Genomic DNA, 19,355 nt, shown 5'->3' with positions numbered 1-19,355 from the left:
TGGAGAGCGAGTACATCAGTCAGGTCTGTCGCCGCGTGGAACGAGCCGGTGGCCGTACGGGACAGGCGGCTGACGTAGCGGCGCAACAGGCGGTCGGCAACCGTCGGTCGCTTGCCGGTGGTGGTGGGAAAGTGGATGTCTTGTCCCACCGCGAGCGCCCACGCCGTGTCGATCCGTCGGGCGATGGCGCGCTAAGCGCGTCGGGCGAGACCGGGTAGCAGGCCGGTTGTGAGCTCATCGCGCAGGGCGACGGCGCCTTGCGCTGCCACGGACATGCCGTGGCCGTAGAGCGGGTTGAAGGCGGCGGCGGAGTCACCGAGCACCACCAGGCCCTCGGGCCATGGTGTGAGGCGTTCGTAGTAGTAGCGTCGGTTGGCAGTGCTGTGGGTGACGCGCACGTCGCTCAGTGGTTCGGCATGCTGGAGCAGGTCAGCCATGATGGGGTGGCGCAAGGTGCGGGCAAAGGATGCAAAGGCACCCGGCTCGCCAGAGGGCTGGCCGCCGGGGGCTCCCATGAGGCTGACGTGCCAGCGATCGTCTTCGATGGGAAGGATGCCGCCTGCGTTGCCGGGCCGGGGCAGGCTTGGGTCGGCTTGCACACCGATCACGGGCCAGCCGCGGGTGGGGACCGGAGCGCGGTAGAAGCGGCTGGCGTAGGCGAGTCCGGAGTCGATGTGGTCGGAAGCCAGGTCCGTGATGCCGAGTTGGGACAGCCACTGGGGAGTGCGGGAGGCCCGACCGGAGGCGTCGATGACGAGGTCAGCGTGCAGGTCGACATCCGTGTTGTCGGCAGCGCGGACGCGGACGCCGGTGATCTGGTGGCGGGTGCCGAGGAGTGTGATCGCTCTGGTGTGGGTGCGGACGGTGACGCGAGGGTCTTTGAGTACCTGTTGCCGGATGATGTGGTCGGTCAGATCCCGGCTGGCGGTGAGCAGGTAGTGGGTGGCACGTTTCCAGCGGCGATACCAGCCTTCCGGTGAGTAGATGACCATGTTGGTGGTCACCGGTATGCGGTGGGCGCCGGCGGCTTGCAGGAGGTCGATGCTGCCGGGCAGTAGATCGTTGATGGCCTCGGCGCCGCCGGTCTGCAAAAGGTGGATGTGCACCGCCTGAGGCACGCCGGTCCGCGGCTCAGGTCCATCGGGCAGTTGGTGGGCCTCGATGATCTCGACGGAGTCGACGTGCGGTGTGAGGGCAGCCGCAGCGAGCATGCCGGCGATACTGCCGCCGATGACGACGGCGTGTGCGGGACGGTGGCGTAAGGCTTCACTCATGATGGGCTGCTTTCTGCAATGGCGTGAAGTACGCACGGAGGTTGCGGGCGGCGGCCGGGGCAAGCGCCTGCGAGAGGAGAATGAGATCGTGTGCCCGCCATAACAGAGACTGCATGGGATGCGGTAGTCGACCGGGAGCAGAGCGCTGCCGCTCGCGAGCTACGAGCAGCTCGCGGACGCGTGCTCGCTCAGTCATGGGAGCGGCTTCCCTGACGCGCGCTCACGCCGACGGTCATTGGGTCGGCGTGCCGATCCGCAGCCGGTTGCCGTCGGGGTCGCGCAGCTCGATCTCACGCGCCCACGATGCATCCTTTGCCTGCACACCGAAGGCGGCGGCGATGGACTCGACATCTCGAACGCGGAGGTAGACCAGCGTGTCGGGGCGGGCATCGCCCGTGTGCTCCGACAGGAACAACCGCACCCCGCCCCTGGCGATCTCGACGAACGCGGGAAGTCCCGGTCCGAAGCGGTGCTCCCACTGCTGCACGAAGCCCAGCCGCTCGTACCAGACAACCGCCGCCGCAGCGTCCTCGACGCGAAGAATGGGAATGACTTCCTCGTCCATAGCGCCATCGTCGCAGACCGACCAAGGCAGACTGCGCCTGATGCGGCACCGATTGGCGCAACTATGACGCGACCTGACGCAGCGTCACATGTTGGCTTGCTCCACGCGCCGCTACCAGCAAGGCGTGGTACTCCCACAGCAGGCTCGATGGCCGGCCTCGCAGGACGGCAAAGGAGGGAGGTAGGGAGCGGGGCGTGTCGCAAAGAGCGACGAGCGGCCCGTGCCCGGGTGATGGTGGTACAGGTCCGCCCGGCTCGGATCAGGCCGCTGACGCCGGTTTCTGCGCCGGTTTGCTGTGGTCGCGCAGCACCGTCCGGTATGCCGCCAGCCGGGCCGTGCGGCCGATGGTGAGGGCGCCGACCAGCCGGCCCCGGCGGTGGTAGGCGACCTCCAGGTGCCGGCCGGCCAGGTCGTGCTCGACGATGCGCGCCTCGTCCGCGGCCGCGGGCAGGCCCACCGAGCGGATTCGCGCGCCGTGCAGGTCGGACCAGAAGGACGGCACCGTCGTGAACGGGGCCGGCGTCCCGGTCGCAAGCAGCGTGGCCGCGGCGGCGGCGCCCTGCTCCACGGCGTTCGTCCAGTGGCCGAGGGTCAGGCGGGCACCGTCCGCGAGCGGCTGCGGCACCCGGGCGACGTCACCCGCGGCCACCACCCCGTCCACGACCGAGCCGTCGGAGCGCAGCGCCCGCAGATACGGGTCGCAGTGGACGCCTCCGTCGACGGCCATGCCGGAGCCGGCCAGCCAGCCGGTCGCCGGGACGGACCCGAGCGCCAGCAGGACCACGTCGGCCCGGACTGTGTCGCCGGTGGTCAGTTCGACGGCGGTGACGTGCCCGTTCGCCCCGGCGCGGAAGCCGGTGACGGTAGTGCGCGTGCGCAGGTCGATACCCGCGGCGCGGTGAAGGTCCCCCACGTAGGTGCCTGCGGCGGAGCCAATGGCCCGGTCCAGGGGCTGGGCGGCGGCTTCCACCAGCGTGACGTCGAGTCCACGCTGCCGCGCAGCGGCCGCCACCTCGCCGCCGAGAAACCCGGCACCGACGACGACCAGGCGCCGGCCCGGGAGCAGTGCGGCGCGCAGGGCCAGCGCGTCGTCCAGCCCCCGGAGCGTCAGCACACCGCGTGGGGGTACGGCCAGGGCGGCCGGTGTGCCGCGCGCGGCCGAGCCGGTGGCGAGGACCAGGCCGTCGTAGGGCAGCCGGGTGCCGTCGGAGAGGAGGACGGTGCGGGCCGTGAGGTCGAGGCCCACTGCGGGGCGGCCGAGCAGCCAGCGTGCGTCCAGGGCGGCGGGCAGCGGCAGCGCGGTGCCGGGCGGGTCGGGCTGCGCGGTCAGCACCTGCTTGGAGAGCGGCGGCCGGTCGTAGGGGAGGTGGGGTTCGGCGCCGACGATGGTCAGGCTCCCGGTGAAGCCTTGGGCGCGCAGGGCCTCGGCCGTCCGCAGCCCGGCGAGCGACGCCCCCACGACGACGATCTCGCGGGGTGCGGGGCGCCTCACGACGCGCCCGCGGAGACTGTGATGGCGCGCACCGGGCAGACGGCGGCGGCTTTCTCGGCCCTGTCGCGCAGCGCGTCGGCCGGGGCGGCGTCGTAGGCCAGGTAGTCCTCGTCGTCGAAGGAGAAGATGTCCGGTGCGGCGAAGACGCACTGTCCGTGGCTCTCGCAGAGGTTCATGTCCACGGTGATATGCATGGCTGGCTCCGTTGTTTTCGGGTGCGGGGTCCGGCCCCCCTCCGGTGTGGTGCCGGGCGCCCCCGTGCCTCGGGGTGCGCGGGACGGGTGCGGGCGGGTGGGCCGGGGTCAGGAGACCGGCGGGTTGAAGCGGGAGTAGCCGGGCTCGCTCCAGCGCAGCGGGGACGCCGAGGAAACCTCGTGCACCGCCTCGACGGAGAACTCCACGATCCGCTGGGCACCTGGTGTGCGGGCGGTCTCCGCGGTGTCCCAGACGGTCCGCGCGGTGCCGGACAGATGGAGCGCGGCGCCTGTCTCCCAGTCGGGCACGAAGACGCCTGCCGCGGGGTTGAGCAGCAGGTTGCCCAGCGTCAGGAACATGGCGTTGCCGACGTAGTCCGGCCAGCGCAACAGGGTCGGGGAGAGCACCTGGACGAATCCGGGGTTGCCGCCGCGGTGCGAGGCGTCGGCGTCGCCGCCGTCGGAGGCGGTGGTGATGAAGAACGTGTCGGCCCGGCGCACCTTCTCCTGTTGCGCGGTGCTGAGTGCCGGGCCGGTGGCGGCCGTGCGGGGTCCTGTCTCACCGGGGACCGCCCTGCGGTAATCCCGTTTCTGCAGGTACTTGGGGCAGTTGGCGATGACCTGGTCGAGTGCGACGCGCAGGCCGCCGCCGTCGCGGTGGGCGCGGCCGTTGAGCCGCATCCGGCGCCGGGTGGCCGGCTCGATGGCGATCATCCCGAGCCTCAGGTCGCGGGCCGTGCGGAGGACACCGGCGAGCGGGTCCTCCGGCACGGGCAGGGCGTCGATGACGAGGGTGCGGGGGTCGGGCACGCGCAGGAACCCGGGTTCCCCTGCCAGCTGAGTGGCCCAGAGGCGGCCCGCCGGGTCGGCGGCGCCCACCACGATCGCCGGCTGTTCGGCAAGAAACTGGCGGGCTACGGGCGGGACGGTCTCGTGAATGCCGCCGAGCGAGAACCCGGCCTGGTCGGTGAGCCCGGCTCGTTCCTGGACCGCGAGTTCGCCGTTGTGATAGGTGGCCACGGCGGTTTCCTTTCGTTCCCTCTACGAGCGTCGGGTGGGTGGTGGGACGGCCGCGTCCGACGCTGTCCGCGGCCGGGCGGGCACCTCGAGCCGTCGGTGCGGCCTAGAAGAAACCGCAAGTGGGGGCGCCGGGGGTCGGGGCGTCGGCGGGGTCGGCGCCGGTCGGGGCGTAGATCTCCAGACGGATGCCGTCGGGGTCGGTGAAGAAGATGCCGCCGGAGGAGGCGTTCTCGCCGTGCGGTACGACGCCCTCGTAGGCAAACTCGGCGCCGAGCCCGCGCAGTACCTCCTCGGCGTCCTTGATCTCCTCGACGCTGTCGACCTGGAAGGAGAGGTGGTGCAGTCCCGGACGGTCAGTGGCGAACGTGCCCTCGCTCTGCTGCCAGAGCGTCACGAGCAGACGGTTGTCGCGGCCTAGGAAGGCCCAGCGGCGGCCGTCCTCCTTGCCCTCCGCCATCACCTCGAGATCGAAGACGGCGCGGTAGAAGGCGAGCGACCGGTCCACGTCCGTGACGTTCAGTGCGACGTGTCCGGTCTGCAGGTTCTTCGTCTTGCTCATGGTCGATCAACTGCCTCAGTTCGGGGCCACGAGCCACTCTCGTAACCGGCAAAATTGAAGTTAGTGGTTAGGTAGAGGCCCGTCAACCGGTGATCAAGGGATGACCAGTTATCGTGGGTGGGGTGATGCCGCCCCACGAAGGGACCCGCTCCGTGCCGTCACCCGCTGAATCCGACCCCAGGCCGCTGACCGGCGAACCGCTCGCCGTCGACCTGCTCAACACCCGCTGGATCGACACCGCGGGCCGGCACGACCTCCTTGGCTCCCTCGAGGGAACCGCGCTGTGGCTGAACACGCCTCCGGTCCGCGAAGCCCTTGGCGGCATCTCCGTCCCGGCCGACCACGACACCCAAGAACGGCTCCACCAGGCCCGAGCCGCGCTCGATGAGGCCGTCACCGACCCGGCACACCCCTCTCCCGCCGCCCTCACGGCCGTCAACGACGTCCTCGCCCATGGCCGACTGCGGCAGGTCCTGCGCCCCGACGGGCCGAGCACGGTGGCCGAGGTGGACGACCCGGCCTGGCTGCCGGCATGGACCGCCACCGCCGACTTCCTGCGGCTGCTCGCCGACCGCCCCGACCGCATCCGCGCCTGCGGCAACCCGCAATGCGTCCTGCACTTCTACGACGTGTCCAAGAACGGCACCCGGCGCTGGTGCTCGATGAGCGGCTGCGGTAACCGGGCCAAGGCCCAGCGCCACTACGCCCGCCGCCGCTGACGAGCTCGCGCACGCCAGGTGGTGAGGCGCCTCAGGCTTCGACACGGCTCCGTGGTCGCATCTGCCGTACCGGGGTCAGGTCCGCAGTCCGCTGGTGGGACAGCAGACCGGCGACGGGCTGGACGGTGTGGCTCACGTGTGGGCCGCCCCCGCCACGGGTGATACCGCTGTCACCCCTGCCCGTTCCTCCCGGCGATCTGATCCGCCGGGAAGTGGAGAGCACACAGGCGATGGATCACCCCTCCCCCACTCCGGGTACCGTCAGGGTATGAGTCATCCGCACCCCGAGCTGAAAGCCGCCCCGCCCCTTCCCGAAGGAGGGCTGCGGGTCGTCGCCCTGGGCGGCCTGGGCGAGATCGGCCGCAACATGACCGTCTTCGAGCACGCGGGCAAGCTGCTCATCGTCGACTGCGGGGTGCTGTTCCCCGAGGAGACCCAGCCCGGCGTGGACGTGATCCTGCCGGACTTCACCTCGATCCGGGACCGGCTGGACGACATCGTGGCCGTGGTTCTCACCCACGGCCACGAGGACCACATCGGCGGCGTGCCGTACCTGCTGCGCGAGCGGCGCGACATTCCCGTCGTCGGCTCCAAGCTGACACTGGCGTTCCTGGAGGCCAAGCTCAAGGAGCACGGCATCCGGCCGCGCACGGTGCGGGTGCGGGAGGGCGAACGGCGCGGCTTCGGGCCCTTCGACTGCGAGTTCGTGGCGGTCAACCACTCCATCCCGGACAGCCTCGCGGTCGCGATCCGCACCCGGGCCGGCATGGTGCTGCACACCGGCGACTTCAAGATGGACCAGTTCCCCCTCGACGACCGCATCACCGATCTGCGCGCCTTCGCCCGTCTCGGCGAGGAGGGCGTGGACCTGTTCCTCACCGACTCCACCAACGCCGAGGTGCCCGGCTTCACCACCTCCGAGCGGGAACTGAACCCGGCGATCGAGCAGGTGATGCGCACCGCGCCGCGCCGGGTCATCGTCTCCAGCTTCGCCAGCCACGTGCACCGCATCCAGCAGGTCCTGGACGCCGCCCACCAGCACGGCCGCAAGGTCGCCTTCGTCGGCAGGTCGATGGTCCGCAACATGGGCATCGCCCGCGACCTGGGCTATCTGAAGGTCCCCTCCGGTCTGGTCGTGAGCACGAAGGAGCTGGAGAAGCTCCCGGACCACAAGGTCACACTGGTGTGCACCGGCTCCCAGGGCGAACCGATGGCCGCGCTGTCACGGATGGCCAACCGCGACCACATGATCCGCATCGGCAAGGGCGACACCGTCCTGCTCGCCAGCTCCCTCATCCCCGGCAACGAGAACGCCATCTACCGGGTGATCAACGGACTCACCCGGTGGGGCGCCCACGTGGTCCACAAGGGCAACGCCAAGGTGCACGTCTCCGGGCACGCCAGCGCCGGCGAACTCGTCTACTGCTACAACATCGTCCGCCCCCGCAACGTCATGCCCGTGCACGGCGAATGGCGCCACCTGCGGGCCAACGGCGACCTCGCCATCCGTACCGGCGTGGACCCCGACCGGGTCGTCATCGCCGAGGACGGCGTCGTCGTCGACCTGGTCGACGGGCGCGCGTCCATCACCGGCAAGGTCCCCGCCGGCAACGTGTACGTGGACGGCATGGAAGTCGGCGGCGCCACCGAGGCGTCCCTCAAGGACCGTCTCACCCTCGCCGCCGAAGGCGTGGTCACGGTGGTGGCGATCGTCGACGCGGACACCGGCGCACTGACCGAACCCCCCGACTTCCTGGCCCGCGGCTTCGTCCACGACGACGCCACCTTCGAGCCGGTCGTCCCCGTCATCGAGAAGACCCTGGCCACCGCGGCCGAGGAGGGCGTCGGGGACGCGCGCCAACTCGAACAGCTCCTCGCGCGCGCCGTGGCGAACTGGGCGTTCCGCACCCATCGCCGCAAGCCCCTCATCATCCCCGTCATCATCGACGCCTGACCCGCAGCCCGGCAGCACGGTCCACGGCTCCGGTCAGGGCCACGCGAACACCGAGGGCAGGTGCGTCCGGACCGGTCGGTGGCGAAGCCACCACCCTCGGCGAGGCAGATCGCCTCGCCGAGGGAGGCCGGCAGGCCCGGGCGTGCCCGGCGCGGCGGATCGCTCCGCCGGGGGCGGCCGGCAGGTCCGCGAGGGAGGCGGCAGGCGGCGCGCAGGATCAGGTCGTGCAGGCGCGCCGGCCGGTGCCTCGCCGACCAGTACACCGCGTCATCCCGGAGGAATGCGAAATTCGAATGCGGGGCGGTCCCACGGCACGGCGGGCGGGTTCGCGAACGCGGTTCCGGTCCGCACCGCACCGACGCGGCGGTAGAAGTCCTCGGCGGGAAGGTGCGACACGACCTTGATGCGGTCGATCCCCGCGGCACGGGCCTCGGACCGCATGTGGGCGACGAGTAGCCGTCCGATACCCCGTCCCTGCACTGCGTCGCCGACGAACAGCAGGTCGAGCTCCGGTGGAGCAAGGACGAGCGAGTAGAACCCGAGGACCCGGTCCCCGTGCTCGTCGGCACCGACGGCCACGAAGACGCGGTGGGCCTCGATGTAATCAGGACCGACCCGATAGCCCGCGACTGCGGCTGCGTACTTCCCCTGGTAGGCGCCTGAGCCACGCACGAGCCGAGTAAGCCGCTTGGCGTCCCGCGCGACGGCCCTCCGTAGCGTGATCGGCTGGCCGGTCGGGGAAGTGCGTGCACTCATCGTGGAAGTATTTCGCACCGAAGAGTGCCTTCGTGCGTCGGGTCGGCCGGCTCGGCAAGGGTGTTCACCGCCACCCTGGAGCAGGCGCGCGGGAGGTGACCGCCACCCGCTTTCACGCACTCCTCAGGCGGGGCCGAGCACGCCCGATCGACGTCGAGCGGTACCCTCCGGCCGCAGGCAGGTCGCCCGCGTGGCTGGAGTCGGTCTCGGTCAGCCGCCGCGCCGAGGGCTGCGGCAGGCGTGGACCCCGCCGAGTCGGGCTTCCTGTGTCACGCGGCGTCCGGGGCGGTCAAGGCGAACAAGAGACGGTCCGTCGCCCCGTCGATGAGACGGAGCGGGACCTGCCAGTCCTGCTGGTGGACACGGCAGGCGGGGTAGGGGATGTCCGGGTCGTCGTCACAGGATGCGGCGGTAGCGGAGACGTGCAAGACGCCCTCGGGCACGGCGGGATCCAGTTCGAGCAGGCGGGACAAGTCGGTGCCCATGCCCTGCCCGGCGCGTAGCAGTTCGGGCGGTGTGGCGGAGACCTCGAGCCGGGTGGAGGGTCCGTAGCGTGTGTCCAGCTTCTGCCCAGCCGGCGCGGTGAAGGCCACCTCAAGGTGCAAGGTACTTGGCGCCACCTCGGTTGTCGCCCGGCGTGTGCGGTGTGCAGCTGCTGGGCGTGCGGCTTCCGAGGGCAGCCGCAGGCGGGTGAGGCGGTGCCGGGCGGACTCGACGACCACGATGTCGTCTGCGGCAAGGACCGCGTCGCTGGGCTCGCGCAGGTCGGTCGCCAGGGTGCTGACCTCGCCGGTGACGGGATCGTAGCGGCGCAGGGCGTGGTTGTAGGTGTCGCTGACGGCCACCGAGCCGTCGGGCAGGGCGGTCACCCCCAGGGGGTGCTGGAACAGGGCTTGATCGGCGGGGCCGTCGCGGTGCCCGAAGTCGAACAGGCCTGTGCCGACCGCCGTGCGGACGGTGCCGTCCGGGTCGACCCAGCGCAGGGCGGAGGTCTCGGGGTCGGCGACCCAGAGCCGCTTCTCGGTGGCCGCGAGCCCGGACGGCTGCGCGAACCAGGCCTCCGATCCGGGTCCGTCGACGAGTCCTTCGTTGCCCGTCCCCGCGGTGACGGTGACAGTCGCGTCCTGCGGGTCGTAGGCCCACAGCTGATGCACCCCGGCCATGGCGATCCATACCCGGTCGTTCCACCAGGCGACGTCCCAGGGCGAGGACAGAGGGACATCACGGGCCGGACCCGAGGTGGGATCGTCCCGTCTCCATTGCCGGCCGGTGCCGGCCAGGGTGGTGACCTCTCCGGTGGCGGTGTCGTACCGGCGCAGGGCGTGATTGACCGTGTCAGCGACGACCACCGAACCGTCGCTCAGGAGAGCGAGCCCTTGGGGCTCAGCGAACAAGGCGTCCTCGGCAGGCCCGTCCGCGAAGCCCCGCTGCCCGCTGCCGACCCGACGCACCACGCTCTCCCCGTCCTGCGCCAACTCCACCAGCTGATGCCGGGCGGTGTCACTGACCAGGAACGTCCCCGAAGGCAGACGAAGAACCTTTCCAGGAAAACGCAGGGCGGCCGGCTCCGGCTCGGGCGCCGCGTAGGGGGCGTCGCCGCGCCGCAGGGTGCCCTTGGCCGTGTGCTCAGCCTCCAGCTCCACGACCAGCTCCTCGATCGCACGCGCGTGTCCCTCACCGACAAGCTGGGCGACGACATAACCCTCGGGATCGATCACGGAAAGGGTGGGCCAGGCACTGACCGCGTACTGCTTCCAGGTGACCAGCTCTGGATCGTCCAGCACAGGATGCCCGACGGCGTAACGCCCGGCAGCGTCCACCACCGCCTCGTGCTCGGCTTCGTGCGCGAACTTCGGCGAGTGCACACCGACGATCACCACAGTGTCCCGGTGTCTTTCCTCCAGCCCGCGCAGCTCGTCCAGGGCGTGCAGGCAATTGATGCAGCCCGACGTCCAGAAGTCGACGATCACAATCCGCCCGCGGAGCGCGGCAAGGCTCAACTCCCGCCCCCCGGTGTTCACCCAGCCGCCCCTGCCCACCAGCTCCGGAGCACGAACCCGCACGCGCTTCACCATCTGCTCAGCCAACCACACCACCCTCACCAGCCAAGCCAGCCACGCCCCCTCCGACCAGAGGCATCCCCACGCGACCGCGGAGCCCGCACGGCGGTCAGCTGAGCCGAAGCCGTTCATGCCGTTGCCGTTATATAACTGACGGAGTATGGTCGAGGTGTGTCCCTGCCGTTCGAAGTGCTGGCCGACCCCACACGGCGACGGATACTCGGGCTGCTGCTCGGCCGCCCCCGACTGGTGGGGGAGGTCGCCCACGAACTCGAGATGAGTCAGCCGCGGGTGTCCAAACATCTCCGGGTGCTGCGTGAGGCCGGGCTGGTCACGGTCCGACCGGAAGCGCAGCGCCGCTGGTACGAGCTCCGCCCGGAACCGTTGGCCGATCTCGACGCCTGGCTCGCGCCGTATCGCCGACTGTGGACCGAACGCCTGGACGCATTGGAGCGACACCTGGAAACGATGCCCGACGCTCCCGAGGAACAGCCGCGTCGGTCGACCGAGGAGCCGTGAAGTCATGAGCGCGACCAATGTCACCACCTTCGACGGCCGGCCTGCCCTGCAGTTCGAACGTCATCTGAAGCACAGCCGCGACAAGGTCTGGCTTGCGGTCACCGATCCCCAGCAGCTGAGCCAGTGGTATCCGTTTCGGGTGACGGGGCTGGAGCCCAGGACCGGCGGTCGCATGACCTTCGACGACGGCGAGGGCACGATCTACTCGGCCACCATCACCGACTTCGACCCGCCGCGGCTGTTCGCCTTCGACGAGCACGACCCGGACGGTAAGGAGAGGGAGTTCGACGATCATCTCAGGTTCGAGCTGCGCGACGAAGGGGGCAGCTGTCTCCTGGTGTTCACCCACGTCATGGCCGATCCCGCGATCGCCGACAGTGCCAGCGGAGGCTGGCAGTCGTCCCTGGATCAGCTCGCGACGCAGCTCGACACAGCTGGATGACCGCCCGGAATCTCGCGAGCTCGTTGATTGCCCGCTCGACAGCGGGGACGGAGTAGTTACCTGATCGGCCGGACAAGACCCAGCCTAGAAGATGCCCAGGAGGCAACTGATCGTGACCGCTCCGGCAGCCGCGATCGACGTCAGACGGACAAGGTTCTTCTCGAACTGCACAGGGGTCCTCTTTCGGTGATCGCCGTTGGCCGGCACCTGGCCCGGGCGGCATTCGCTCACACGCCGCCCATACGAATGAGCCACCAGTCCGGGTTGTGGGAATGGCTCGCCGAGTGGTGTGTCACCGCAGGCCGCTCTTCCACGGTGTCCTCAAGGCGGACACGCTCCGGCAGCTTCGAGAAACGCAGTCTGCGCCGCGTCTGCGCCGCATCGACGGATTCGCGGTTCTGGCCCATTCAAGGCTCCTTTCGTGTCGTCCCGCCGACCGGTACGCCAATACGTCACCGGTTGAACTAGTGACGAGAGTGCCAGTCCATTCGTCACCTGTCAAACAGGTGACGGGATGGTGCGTGAGCCAGCGGTCGGCGTCCTCGCCGTGGACGGGTACCGGCCGGCTGGCGGTACACGGCGGCGACCGCGAAGGGCGACGTCCTGACCGCCCCTGCCGGCGTCCCGACGAAGACCAAGCCGTGCACCGGCGACGGCGCCGGGCAGGGGCTGGACGCGGTCGGACTGATCACGACCGCCGTACGTCACGACTTCATCCTGGTCATGACCCACCGCGTGGAGACTTCGTTCCGCCCGGTGCCACCGGTGCCGCCGTCCTCGACACCGTGCGACGGATCGAGGCCGACGAGGCCCGCGCCGTGGAGGCCATCGCAGCGGAAAAGTACTCCTACCGCTGAACCGACCGTGAGCTTCGAAGGGCTGCATGCCGTGCCGTCCCCTCCCTCCGCACTCAGTCGACGTACAGGCCCTTGTGAGCGGAGACGAACTGTTCGACGGTCTGGGCCGGAACGCCCGTCACACGCGCGATGTCATCCGTCGCCCGGTCGTAACGGTTCTCCTGGTGCAGCCGGCACATGGTGACGATGTGCTCCTCGATGTGCCGGGACAGACCCAGCCCGGCGAGCACCTCGGTGCGCCACTGTTGCAGGGGCACGTCCGCGTAGACGACCGGCCGCCCCAGTGCCCGGGAGTACGACTCGGCCATCTCCCCCATGTCCATCGTCTGCGGTCCGGTCAGCTCGTAGACGTTGCCGACGTGTCCCCGCGGATCGCCGAGCACGGTGGCGGCCACGCGCGCGACGTCGCCGACCGCGACCGGCGACGTACGCCCGGACCCGAAGGGCAGGGCGAGCGTTCCGTCCCTTTTGATCGACTGTGCCGCGAGGGCTGTGAACAGCGGATTGTCGAGGAAGGACGTGGGCCGGATGTGGATCACGGGCAGTCCCGACCAGTTCAGTACCTGCTCGGCCAGCCAGTGCAGCCGTTGCTGGTGGGACTCGTCGGTGCTGGTTGCGGTCATCTGCGACACCGTCATCTGGGACACACCGACCAGGGCCTCCAGGTTCCCGTACTCCCGGGCGACGGTCGCCACGACGGTCGCGGCCAGGAGGTGGTCGCGGGACACGGACATCGCGAAGTACATCCGCCGGACGTCCTGCAAGCCGGCGGCGACGGTCTCGGGACGGGTGAGGTCACCCGTGACCACCTCCGCGCCGAACCGGCGAAGCTCGGCCGCCCGTTCGTCGTCGCGGCGGACCATGACACGTACCGGCACATCCCGCGCACGCAGTTCCGCGATCACGGCTCGCCCTACGCCGCCCGCTCCGGTGATGAGTACGGTCTGACGAGAAGGCATGGATCGGCCTCCTTCTTGCAGGGCCGGCGCACGCGCGCTCTTCGGCGTTCGACGCGTCCAGGAGTGCGCCCGTCGCTCGGTGCGGTCCGGCCGAAGGGCGCTGTCGGGGCTTCGGCCAGCATGTCACGGACGGATCGTTCACTCACCACGAGGACGGAAGGGGCCTCGGCGAGCCGGTCAGCGGGACCGCCCGGTGATGCCGTGTGTACCCGCCCGCTTCCGCGCGCGGTAGGCGGCGGCCTTGATTTTGTTTCCGCAGGGATCCATGGCGCACCACTCCCGTCGCGCCCCGCGGGAACGATCGATGAAGACCTGCGAGCACTCCGGGTTGCCGCACTCCTTGAACAGCACTACGTCCGGTCCGCTGAGCGCCGCGACCACGTCGCGGGCTACATGGGCGAGCGCTTGGTCGACGGTGGCGTCGACACGGCGCCCGGTCGGGGTGAGTCGCGGCACCGGTGTGGGCCCGGCCGCGTGGTGATTGACCAGCGCCAGCGCATCCGGGTCGTATTCCCTGTCCGCCATCGCGGCGAGGATCAACGGGTAGACCGCCTCCCTCAGAGCCAGGGCCCTGCGGAGGTCCGCCGTGCCGACAGGGATGTCGGCCTCCGTGATCCCCGCCTCGCGGAACCAGATGCTGAGATCGGCCGGCGAGTCGAGATCCTCCCGGGGCTCCGGGCGGTGCCGGAAGCGCAGTGTGCCGGGGAAGTCGAGCGCCGGGGTGCCGCCGGGAAACGCGTGCCTCATGTCACCATTCTGGCCGGTGACGCGTGTCCATGCCAGGACTCCGGTGCGCGCGGCAGGAGCGGCATGACCGCCGTGCGGGGACGACCGACGTGTGCGGTGACCGTCGCCTTGCCGGGCAACGGTCACCGCGCGATCACCCTTGACCTACTTCTCGGCCGGCAGGGCCGATGTGGCGGCGGCGCTGCGGGAGTTCAGGAACTCGGTCAGGGTCGCGAGCAACGCGTCGGGGGCCTGCTCGGCAAGCCAGTGGCCTGCGTCGGGAATGACCGTGCTCCGTACGTCGGTCGCGACGGGCTTGAACGAGTCGGCCACCGCCGGACCCCAGCTGTCGGCCCCGCCGATGCCCAGAACCGGCATCGTCAGTTTCGTCCTGGCGCGCTTCTCGTTCTGCGCCAGCGTGGCGTCCCAGGCCCGGTAGAAGCCGAAGCTCCCGGTCAGCCGCTCGGGATCTGACAGGAGACGGAAGTAGTAGTCCATCGCCTGCTGGGGCACGCCTCCGCCCTGAACGGCGAATTCGTAGCCGTAGAAGAGGTCCTCGCGCCCGGTGACGAGCTGCTCGACGAGCTTGTCGTCCACCCGGTTGAAGGGAATGTGCCACAGCCTGTTGTTGAGCGGCTCCGGAACGAACAGAGGGGGCGAGGGGTCGACTCCGGGAGGGCCCGGTACCTCGGCGAAGGCCACGCGTTCGACCCGCTCGGGGAAGTCGGCGGCCAGCGCGTAAGCGATGATCATTCCTGTGTCGTGGCCGACGAGGGAGAACCGTTCGTGGCCGAGCTCGTCCATGAGCGCGGCCAGGTCCTTGGCGAGGGTGCCGGTGTCGTACCCCGTACGCGGTTTCTCGGTCAGACCGATGCCCCGCTGATCGACCGCGATGACCGTGAAGTGGCGGGCCAGCTCCGGCATGATCAGCCGCCAGGCGTACCAGTTCTCGGGCCAGCCGTGCACCAGGAGGAGTGGCGGACCCTCGCCGCCGATGACCGCGTGCTGACGCAGCCCGTTGGCCTCGATGAAGTGGTCGCTGAAGGTCCGCCTGAAGTCCGCCGACAGGCCCGGCGAATTGGTGACGGATCCGAGTGCCTTCGGCGAGGTGGTCGCAACCGTCGTGCGCGGTACGGAGGTTGAGGCGTCGCCCGGGGCCGGGCCGCCCGCGTGCATGGACGCGTCGGCGGTTGTCAGGGCCCACCCACCGAACACCGAAACGGCCACGACCGTGGCTATCAGGCCGCCGAGAAGGGAGCGTCGAGAGGGTCTGCGTCCGCCGTGCGACGGCGGTTGTGAGCCCTCCGGGGAAGGAGGTTCTGCGGAAGCGTTTGTCACGTGCTTCTCCTTTCGCGCTGAGAACGTAGCATTGGCCCCAATTCCTGGCATGTGGCCGTTTTTTGCTCCATGGCCCCTCGTCTGCTTCCTGCCTGCTGAATACCGGGAGACGGCAGTGCCCGCGGCCTCCCTCGGAGGTCCGTGCGGTTGCGCTGTTGGAGTGAGGAGCCATCCCCACTTCCGTTCGCCCCCTGGCCTTCCCGGCGCCGTGCTGGAAACAGGAGCCTTGCGCGGTCGGAGGGAGGGGCCATGAGAGCCGTACCTGAACGGCCTCCGCACCGACCGGACCTCCTACGGCTCGTTCGCCACGTTCAGCGACCCTGACGGCAGCGGCTGGGTGATCCAAGAGGTGATGCAGCGGCTGCCGGGCCGGTGACGACGCGGCGGTCCCACGGTGTGAGTCCGGCCGGCCGCTGTCACCGGGCGGGTGCGGGCGACCTCGGGTAGTCCGTGCCGGCAGCGTCGAGCCATCCGAAACGTTCGGTCCGGATGCGGCCCGGGTGGTGAACGGGGGCTACCAGCAGGCCGGCCGCCGTTTCGGCGAAATCGGTGAAGCCGCAGATGTAGCGGGTGGAATCGAAGCCCGGCGGGCACCCGCCGCCGGCCACCGCCAGAGCAATGACCAGGTTGCCGTACGCCATGGTGACTTCAGTGGCCCCGCACCGGGCCAAGCCGTGCCGTGGACCACTCTGCCGTCGGGATCAGTGCACCAGTCCGGCCACGACGGTGGCCTCCAGGCGGGCTTCCTCGCCGGTGAAGCAGTCGTCCAGGGCCGCCAGGTACCGCTCGGCATCCAGCGCCGCCGCGCAGCCGGTACCGGCGGCGGTGACGGCCTGCCGGTACTCGTGGTCGACGACGTCGCCGCAGGCGAACACGCCGTCCAGATTCGTGCGGCTGGAGTGGCCCTCGACTGCGATGTATCCCGCGTGGTCCAGGGAGATCCGGCCCTTCACCAGGTCCACGCGCGGATCCAGTCCGATGGCGACGAACACACCGCTCGTCGGCAGGTCGGACTCCTCCCCGCTGTTCACGTCACGCACCCGCAGACCCGAGACCTTCTCCTCCCCCAGGATGTCGACCACCTCCCTGTTCCACAGGAAGCGGATCTTCTCGTTGCGGCCGGCCCGCTCCTGCATGATCTTCGAGGCGCGCAGGGTGTCGCGGCGGTGCACCACGGTGACCGAGCGGGCGAACCGGGTCAGGAACGTGGCCTCCTCCATGGCGGAGTCCCCGCCGCCCACGACGACAACGTCCTGATCGCGGAAGAAGAAGCCGTCACAGGTGGCGCACCAGCTCACACCGCGCCCCGCCAGCCGCTTCTCGTTCGCAAGGCCCAATTCGCGGTAGTGCGAACCCATGGCGAGGATCACCGCCCGGGAGCGGTGGGTGCCGCCGGCGCTGTCGACGACTTCCTTCACCCCGTCCTCGAGATGCGCCTCGACGATGTCGTCGGCGATCAGCTCGGCACCGAACTGCTCCGCCTGCGTCCTCATCCTGGCCATGAGATCCGGTCCCAGCAACGCGTCCGGAAACCCGGGATAGTTCTCCACCTCGGTGGTGTTCATCAGCGCGCCGCCCGCGCCGACCGACCCCTCGAACACCATCGGCCGCAACAGGGCACGGGCCGCGTAGATCGCGGCGGTGTATCCGGCCGGGCCGGAGCCGACGATGATCACATCTTTGACTGTGTCGCTCACATTGATCACCCGTATTAGCTCAAGGAAAGCGCGACAGCCGCTTCAGCCGTCCTCCATGCCGAACGGTCAGGCTTTCTAAGTAGACCGTCACCAACGCCGCATTCTGTCGGGTTCTCTCAGCCAGGGTGCAGGACGCGGGCGTTGGCGAACGTGCCGCGTCCTCCAGCGCCTTGAATCCTGCGCTCCCCCGGTGACCCCTTGAGCGGTGTCATTCGGCATCGCTGCTACCGGTACGAGTGGTGCGATAGCTGTACACCAGCAACGCAGTGAGGATGACACCCGACAGGATGAGCCCGGCACCTGTGGGCCAGCCTCCGAAGGGCAGTTCGGGCATGACACCCCAGAAGAGACCTGCCGCCAGCAAGCCTGCTGCTGCGAGACAGGACCCGGCGATCCGAACCGGTGAGGAGACACTCTCCCTTGCCGCGCGCATGGCACGCACACGCACGGGGTCGACGTAGCGAGCGACCGGTGGAAACTGGTCGGCAAGGATCAGCAGCCCCGCGAGTATGAGCAGCAGTCCTGGGCCGGGCAAGACCAGCAGCGCGACGCCGATGACCAGCAGCGCGGCTCCGGCTACGAGCGCGGCTCCCCTCCGTAGGAGATTTCGTCTGCCCACCTCGCTCCTCTCGATCCCGTCGCGCGAAGGAGGGCCACCCAACCCCTCAGGAAAGCGGAGGGATCACAGGCCCGCGCGGAGGTCTTCGACGACTCCGGCTGCTCCCGGACACCGAAGTGACCGCCCTTGGGTACCTTGTGACTCCCTTGGCACCGAAGTACGAAAGCCCGGCCTGGTCGTTGTCCGCAGGCGTGCGGCTGAGACGGGGACCCTCGACAGTCAGAACAGCACAGGCGAATGGACGTACCGATGCTGCGTCGACTGGGGCGGACATGCCCTCTCCCTGATGATCGGGCCCATTGAGCCGAGGGAACAGAATGTGGGGCACTGGTTCACCTTGAGCCGCACTCTCACCACCCACGCCAGTGGGTCGAATGAGGGATGCACAAGCGCTCCCGTTTAGCACATTCAGGGAAAAACGTAGCATGTGACCTGAAACGCAGCAACGGGACGAAGTGTCGCTCGGGGTGGCGTCCGCGTCCCGGTCAAGGACACACACGGCCGTGCTGACCCGCGCGCCCGGTGACGCCTGCGGCCTCGCCTCCCCCGTGGTGAGCTCTGATTTCGCGCCCGTCGGTGAGGCGCGGCTGCTGGACCGAATGAGCGAGCCGCCGAGAGGCTACTGCGTGGCGCCCCGAAGCGCGGCGCGGCCTGTTGGGCATGGTGGAGTCCAGGTGACCTCTTGGCAGCCGCCTCAGAAGCGAATGGAGACGCTCGTGAACGATCGATCACCGAGCCCGGCCCTCCCCCCTGTGGTGGACAGAAAGACCTACCTGGAGGCGCGGGAAGCTCTGTTCGTACGGGAGAAGGCGCACACCCGTGAAGGAGACGCGATCGCGGCGGCACGGCGGCGGCTGCCGATGGTGGAGGTCGATGCCGCCCTTGAGGTCATCGGCCCTGACGGGCCGATCACGATCCTCGACGTCTTCGAAGGCCGCAAGCAGCTGATCGCGTACTTCCACGCGTGGTGGCCCGGACGGCCCGCCGCCGAACAGTGCGAGGGATGTACCTTCTTCAACAGTCAGGTACGCGAGCTGTCCTACATCCATTCCCGCGACGCCACGTACGCCACGCTCTGCAAGGGTCCCTACCAAGAGAGCGTCCGCTACCGCGACTTCCTGGGCTTGGACATGCCGTGGTACTCGGTCGAGAAGACGGCGCCCCAGCTCTTGGAGGGCCGTGACTGGCAGCGTCACCACCTCGTCTGCTACGTCCGCGATGGCGAGCGGGTGTTCGAGACCTACTACACCGGCGGTCGCGGCGTCGAGGTCATGGCGCCCACCCACGGGCTGCTGGACATGACCGTCTATGGACGCCAGGAAGCGTGGGAGGACTCCCCGCATGGCTGGCCCCAGCCCTGGTACTCCGCTGAGAACCCCGAGGAGTGGCGCACGAACGGGCGCCCCATCGCCCAGTGGTCCCGCATCGAAGCCGGCCGCTCCGACAAGCTGACCTGAGAAGTCATGTCGTAGCGGTTCGCGCAAACCCGTATCTGGCAGAAGTGACACGCCGCTCGCCCCGCGGCCTCCACCGCCGGCGACGGTCAACGTCGCGGGGCTCTGCGCCGAGGCGACATCGGCCGCCCCAGCCCCGGCGCCCGCATGA

General features: G+C 69.7%; 20 protein-coding genes and 1 pseudogene. 6 read left to right on the top strand and 15 right to left on the bottom strand.

The window, feature by feature from the left end:
- Positions 1 to 191: 191 nt before the first annotated feature.
- The 6 genes from IE118_RS29720 to IE118_RS29695 all read right to left on the bottom strand — a co-directional run bounded on the left by IE118_RS29720 (position 192) and on the right by IE118_RS29695 (position 5,104).
- Positions 192 to 1,274 carry an NAD(P)/FAD-dependent oxidoreductase gene (locus IE118_RS29720; RefSeq protein WP_229846993.1) on the bottom strand — a complete coding sequence of 361 codons (1,083 nt, stop codon included), beginning with the start codon at positions 1,272 to 1,274 and terminating at the stop codon, positions 192 to 194.
- Positions 1,275 to 1,506: 232 nt separating this feature from the next.
- The gene (locus IE118_RS29715; RefSeq protein ID WP_189561185.1) at positions 1,507 to 1,839 is read right to left on the bottom strand and encodes a glyoxalase superfamily protein; all 333 of its coding nucleotides are present in this window, start codon (positions 1,837 to 1,839) and stop codon (positions 1,507 to 1,509) included.
- Between the two features lie 259 nt (positions 1,840 to 2,098).
- Positions 2,099 to 3,331 (bottom strand): NAD(P)/FAD-dependent oxidoreductase, encoded by a 1,233-nt coding sequence (locus IE118_RS29710; RefSeq protein WP_229846992.1) that lies wholly within the window; start codon positions 3,329 to 3,331, stop codon positions 2,099 to 2,101.
- The gene (locus IE118_RS29705; protein WP_189561184.1) at positions 3,328 to 3,525 is read right to left on the bottom strand and encodes a ferredoxin; all 198 of its coding nucleotides are present in this window, start codon (positions 3,523 to 3,525) and stop codon (positions 3,328 to 3,330) included. The genes IE118_RS29710 and IE118_RS29705 overlap by 4 nt, the downstream gene beginning before the upstream one ends.
- Before the next feature lie 108 nt (positions 3,526 to 3,633).
- The gene (locus IE118_RS29700; protein ID WP_189561183.1) at positions 3,634 to 4,545 is read right to left on the bottom strand and encodes a pyridoxamine 5'-phosphate oxidase family protein; all 912 of its coding nucleotides are present in this window, start codon (positions 4,543 to 4,545) and stop codon (positions 3,634 to 3,636) included.
- A gap of 103 nt (positions 4,546 to 4,648) precedes the next feature.
- Positions 4,649 to 5,104 carry a VOC family protein gene (locus IE118_RS29695; protein WP_189561182.1) on the bottom strand — a complete coding sequence of 152 codons (456 nt, stop codon included), beginning with the start codon at positions 5,102 to 5,104 and terminating at the stop codon, positions 4,649 to 4,651.
- A 152-nt stretch (positions 5,105 to 5,256) separates the two neighbouring features.
- Here IE118_RS29695 and IE118_RS29690 point away from each other — a divergent pair, with 152 nt between their 5' ends.
- Both IE118_RS29690 and IE118_RS29685 read left to right on the top strand, forming a co-directional pair.
- Positions 5,257 to 5,823 (top strand): CGNR zinc finger domain-containing protein, encoded by a 567-nt coding sequence (locus tag IE118_RS29690; RefSeq protein WP_229846991.1) that lies wholly within the window; start codon positions 5,257 to 5,259, stop codon positions 5,821 to 5,823.
- A gap of 268 nt (positions 5,824 to 6,091) precedes the next feature.
- Positions 6,092 to 7,777, top strand: coding sequence for a ribonuclease J (locus IE118_RS29685; RefSeq protein ID WP_189561180.1), 1,686 nt, complete (start codon positions 6,092 to 6,094; stop codon positions 7,775 to 7,777).
- Positions 7,778 to 8,044: 267 nt separating this feature from the next.
- On the opposite strand, the gene IE118_RS29680 is transcribed toward IE118_RS29685, so the two are convergent.
- Positions 8,045 to 8,533: a GNAT family N-acetyltransferase gene (locus IE118_RS29680; protein WP_189561179.1), complete on the bottom strand. Its 489-nt coding sequence runs from the start codon at positions 8,531 to 8,533 to the stop codon at positions 8,045 to 8,047.
- A gap of 269 nt (positions 8,534 to 8,802) precedes the next feature.
- Positions 8,803 to 10,608, bottom strand: coding sequence for an NHL domain-containing thioredoxin family protein (locus IE118_RS29675; protein WP_189561198.1), 1,806 nt, complete (start codon positions 10,606 to 10,608; stop codon positions 8,803 to 8,805).
- A 156-nt stretch (positions 10,609 to 10,764) separates the two neighbouring features.
- Between IE118_RS29675 and IE118_RS29670 the strand changes: the two genes are divergently transcribed.
- A complete protein-coding gene (locus tag IE118_RS29670) occupies positions 10,765 to 11,112 on the top strand; it encodes an ArsR/SmtB family transcription factor (RefSeq protein WP_189561178.1) in 348 nt (115 codons plus the stop codon).
- Positions 11,113 to 11,116: 4 nt separating this feature from the next.
- Positions 11,117 to 11,554, top strand: coding sequence for an SRPBCC family protein (locus tag IE118_RS29665; RefSeq protein ID WP_189561177.1), 438 nt, complete (start codon positions 11,117 to 11,119; stop codon positions 11,552 to 11,554).
- A 227-nt stretch (positions 11,555 to 11,781) separates the two neighbouring features.
- Here the strand turns inward: IE118_RS29665 and IE118_RS29660 are convergent, their stop codons facing one another.
- The 4 genes from IE118_RS29660 to IE118_RS29645 form a co-directional block, all read right to left on the bottom strand.
- On the bottom strand, positions 11,782 to 11,961 hold the full coding sequence (locus IE118_RS29660; protein ID WP_189561176.1) for a hypothetical protein: 180 nt from the start codon (positions 11,959 to 11,961) through the stop codon (positions 11,782 to 11,784).
- A gap of 503 nt (positions 11,962 to 12,464) precedes the next feature.
- Complete coding sequence (locus IE118_RS29655; protein ID WP_189561175.1) at positions 12,465 to 13,370, bottom strand: NmrA family NAD(P)-binding protein; 906 nt, start codon at positions 13,368 to 13,370, stop codon at positions 12,465 to 12,467.
- 177 nt (positions 13,371 to 13,547) lie between these two features.
- Positions 13,548 to 14,117: a CGNR zinc finger domain-containing protein gene (locus IE118_RS29650; protein ID WP_189561174.1), complete on the bottom strand. Its 570-nt coding sequence runs from the start codon at positions 14,115 to 14,117 to the stop codon at positions 13,548 to 13,550.
- Between the two features lie 144 nt (positions 14,118 to 14,261).
- Positions 14,262 to 15,323, bottom strand: a complete 1,062-nt coding sequence (locus IE118_RS29645) for an alpha/beta fold hydrolase (protein WP_229846990.1) — start codon at positions 15,321 to 15,323, stop codon at positions 14,262 to 14,264.
- A gap of 379 nt (positions 15,324 to 15,702) precedes the next feature.
- Here IE118_RS29645 and IE118_RS34205 point away from each other — a divergent pair.
- A pseudogene (locus IE118_RS34205) lies at positions 15,703 to 15,810 on the top strand (VOC family protein); the annotation flags it as partial.
- A 40-nt stretch (positions 15,811 to 15,850) separates the two neighbouring features.
- On the opposite strand, the gene IE118_RS29640 reads toward IE118_RS34205, so the two are convergent.
- From IE118_RS29640 to IE118_RS29630, 3 genes are all read right to left on the bottom strand, one after another.
- Positions 15,851 to 16,075, bottom strand: coding sequence for a hypothetical protein (locus tag IE118_RS29640; RefSeq protein WP_189561172.1), 225 nt, complete (start codon positions 16,073 to 16,075; stop codon positions 15,851 to 15,853).
- Between the two features lie 60 nt (positions 16,076 to 16,135).
- Positions 16,136 to 17,131: a thioredoxin-disulfide reductase gene (trxB, locus tag IE118_RS29635; RefSeq protein ID WP_189561171.1), complete on the bottom strand. Its 996-nt coding sequence runs from the start codon at positions 17,129 to 17,131 to the stop codon at positions 16,136 to 16,138.
- 208 nt (positions 17,132 to 17,339) lie between these two features.
- Positions 17,340 to 17,750 (bottom strand): PGPGW domain-containing protein, encoded by a 411-nt coding sequence (locus tag IE118_RS29630; RefSeq protein WP_189561170.1) that lies wholly within the window; start codon positions 17,748 to 17,750, stop codon positions 17,340 to 17,342.
- A gap of 704 nt (positions 17,751 to 18,454) precedes the next feature.
- Here IE118_RS29630 and IE118_RS29625 point away from each other — a divergent pair.
- Positions 18,455 to 19,207, top strand: coding sequence for a DUF899 family protein (locus tag IE118_RS29625; RefSeq protein ID WP_189561169.1), 753 nt, complete (start codon positions 18,455 to 18,457; stop codon positions 19,205 to 19,207).
- Positions 19,208 to 19,355: the final 148 nt, after the last annotated feature.

Source organism: Streptomyces pilosus, assembly GCF_014649835.1.
GTDB classification, from domain to species: domain Bacteria; phylum Actinomycetota; class Actinomycetes; order Streptomycetales; family Streptomycetaceae; genus Streptomyces; species Streptomyces pilosus.
The sequence above is the reverse complement of the archived record's forward strand: the minus strand, read 5'-3'. Positions and strand labels throughout refer to the sequence as shown.

Excerpts from the sequence above, each read along its gene's own strand:
- IE118_RS29720 (WP_229846993.1), bottom strand. The coding sequence starts at position 1,274 with ATGAGTGAAGCCTTACGCCACCGTCCCGCACACGCCGTCGTCATCGGC.
- IE118_RS29715 (WP_189561185.1), bottom strand. The coding sequence starts at position 1,839 with ATGGACGAGGAAGTCATTCCCATTCTTCGCGTCGAGGACGCTGCGGCG.
- IE118_RS29705 (WP_189561184.1), bottom strand. The coding sequence starts at position 3,525 with ATGCATATCACCGTGGACATGAACCTCTGCGAGAGCCACGGACAGTGC.
- IE118_RS29695 (WP_189561182.1), bottom strand. The coding sequence starts at position 5,104 with ATGAGCAAGACGAAGAACCTGCAGACCGGACACGTCGCACTGAACGTC.
- IE118_RS29685 (WP_189561180.1), top strand. The coding sequence starts at position 6,092 with ATGAGTCATCCGCACCCCGAGCTGAAAGCCGCCCCGCCCCTTCCCGAA.
- IE118_RS29680 (WP_189561179.1), bottom strand. The coding sequence starts at position 8,533 with ATGAGTGCACGCACTTCCCCGACCGGCCAGCCGATCACGCTACGGAGG.
- IE118_RS29675 (WP_189561198.1), bottom strand. The coding sequence starts at position 10,608 with ATGGTGAAGCGCGTGCGGGTTCGTGCTCCGGAGCTGGTGGGCAGGGGC.
- IE118_RS29665 (WP_189561177.1), top strand. The coding sequence starts at position 11,117 with ATGAGCGCGACCAATGTCACCACCTTCGACGGCCGGCCTGCCCTGCAG.
- IE118_RS29660 (WP_189561176.1), bottom strand. The coding sequence starts at position 11,961 with ATGGGCCAGAACCGCGAATCCGTCGATGCGGCGCAGACGCGGCGCAGA.
- IE118_RS29655 (WP_189561175.1), bottom strand. The coding sequence starts at position 13,370 with ATGCCTTCTCGTCAGACCGTACTCATCACCGGAGCGGGCGGCGTAGGG.
- IE118_RS29650 (WP_189561174.1), bottom strand. The coding sequence starts at position 14,117 with ATGAGGCACGCGTTTCCCGGCGGCACCCCGGCGCTCGACTTCCCCGGC.
- IE118_RS29640 (WP_189561172.1), bottom strand. The coding sequence starts at position 16,075 with ATGGCGTACGGCAACCTGGTCATTGCTCTGGCGGTGGCCGGCGGCGGG.
- IE118_RS29625 (WP_189561169.1), top strand. The coding sequence starts at position 18,455 with ATGGAGACGCTCGTGAACGATCGATCACCGAGCCCGGCCCTCCCCCCT.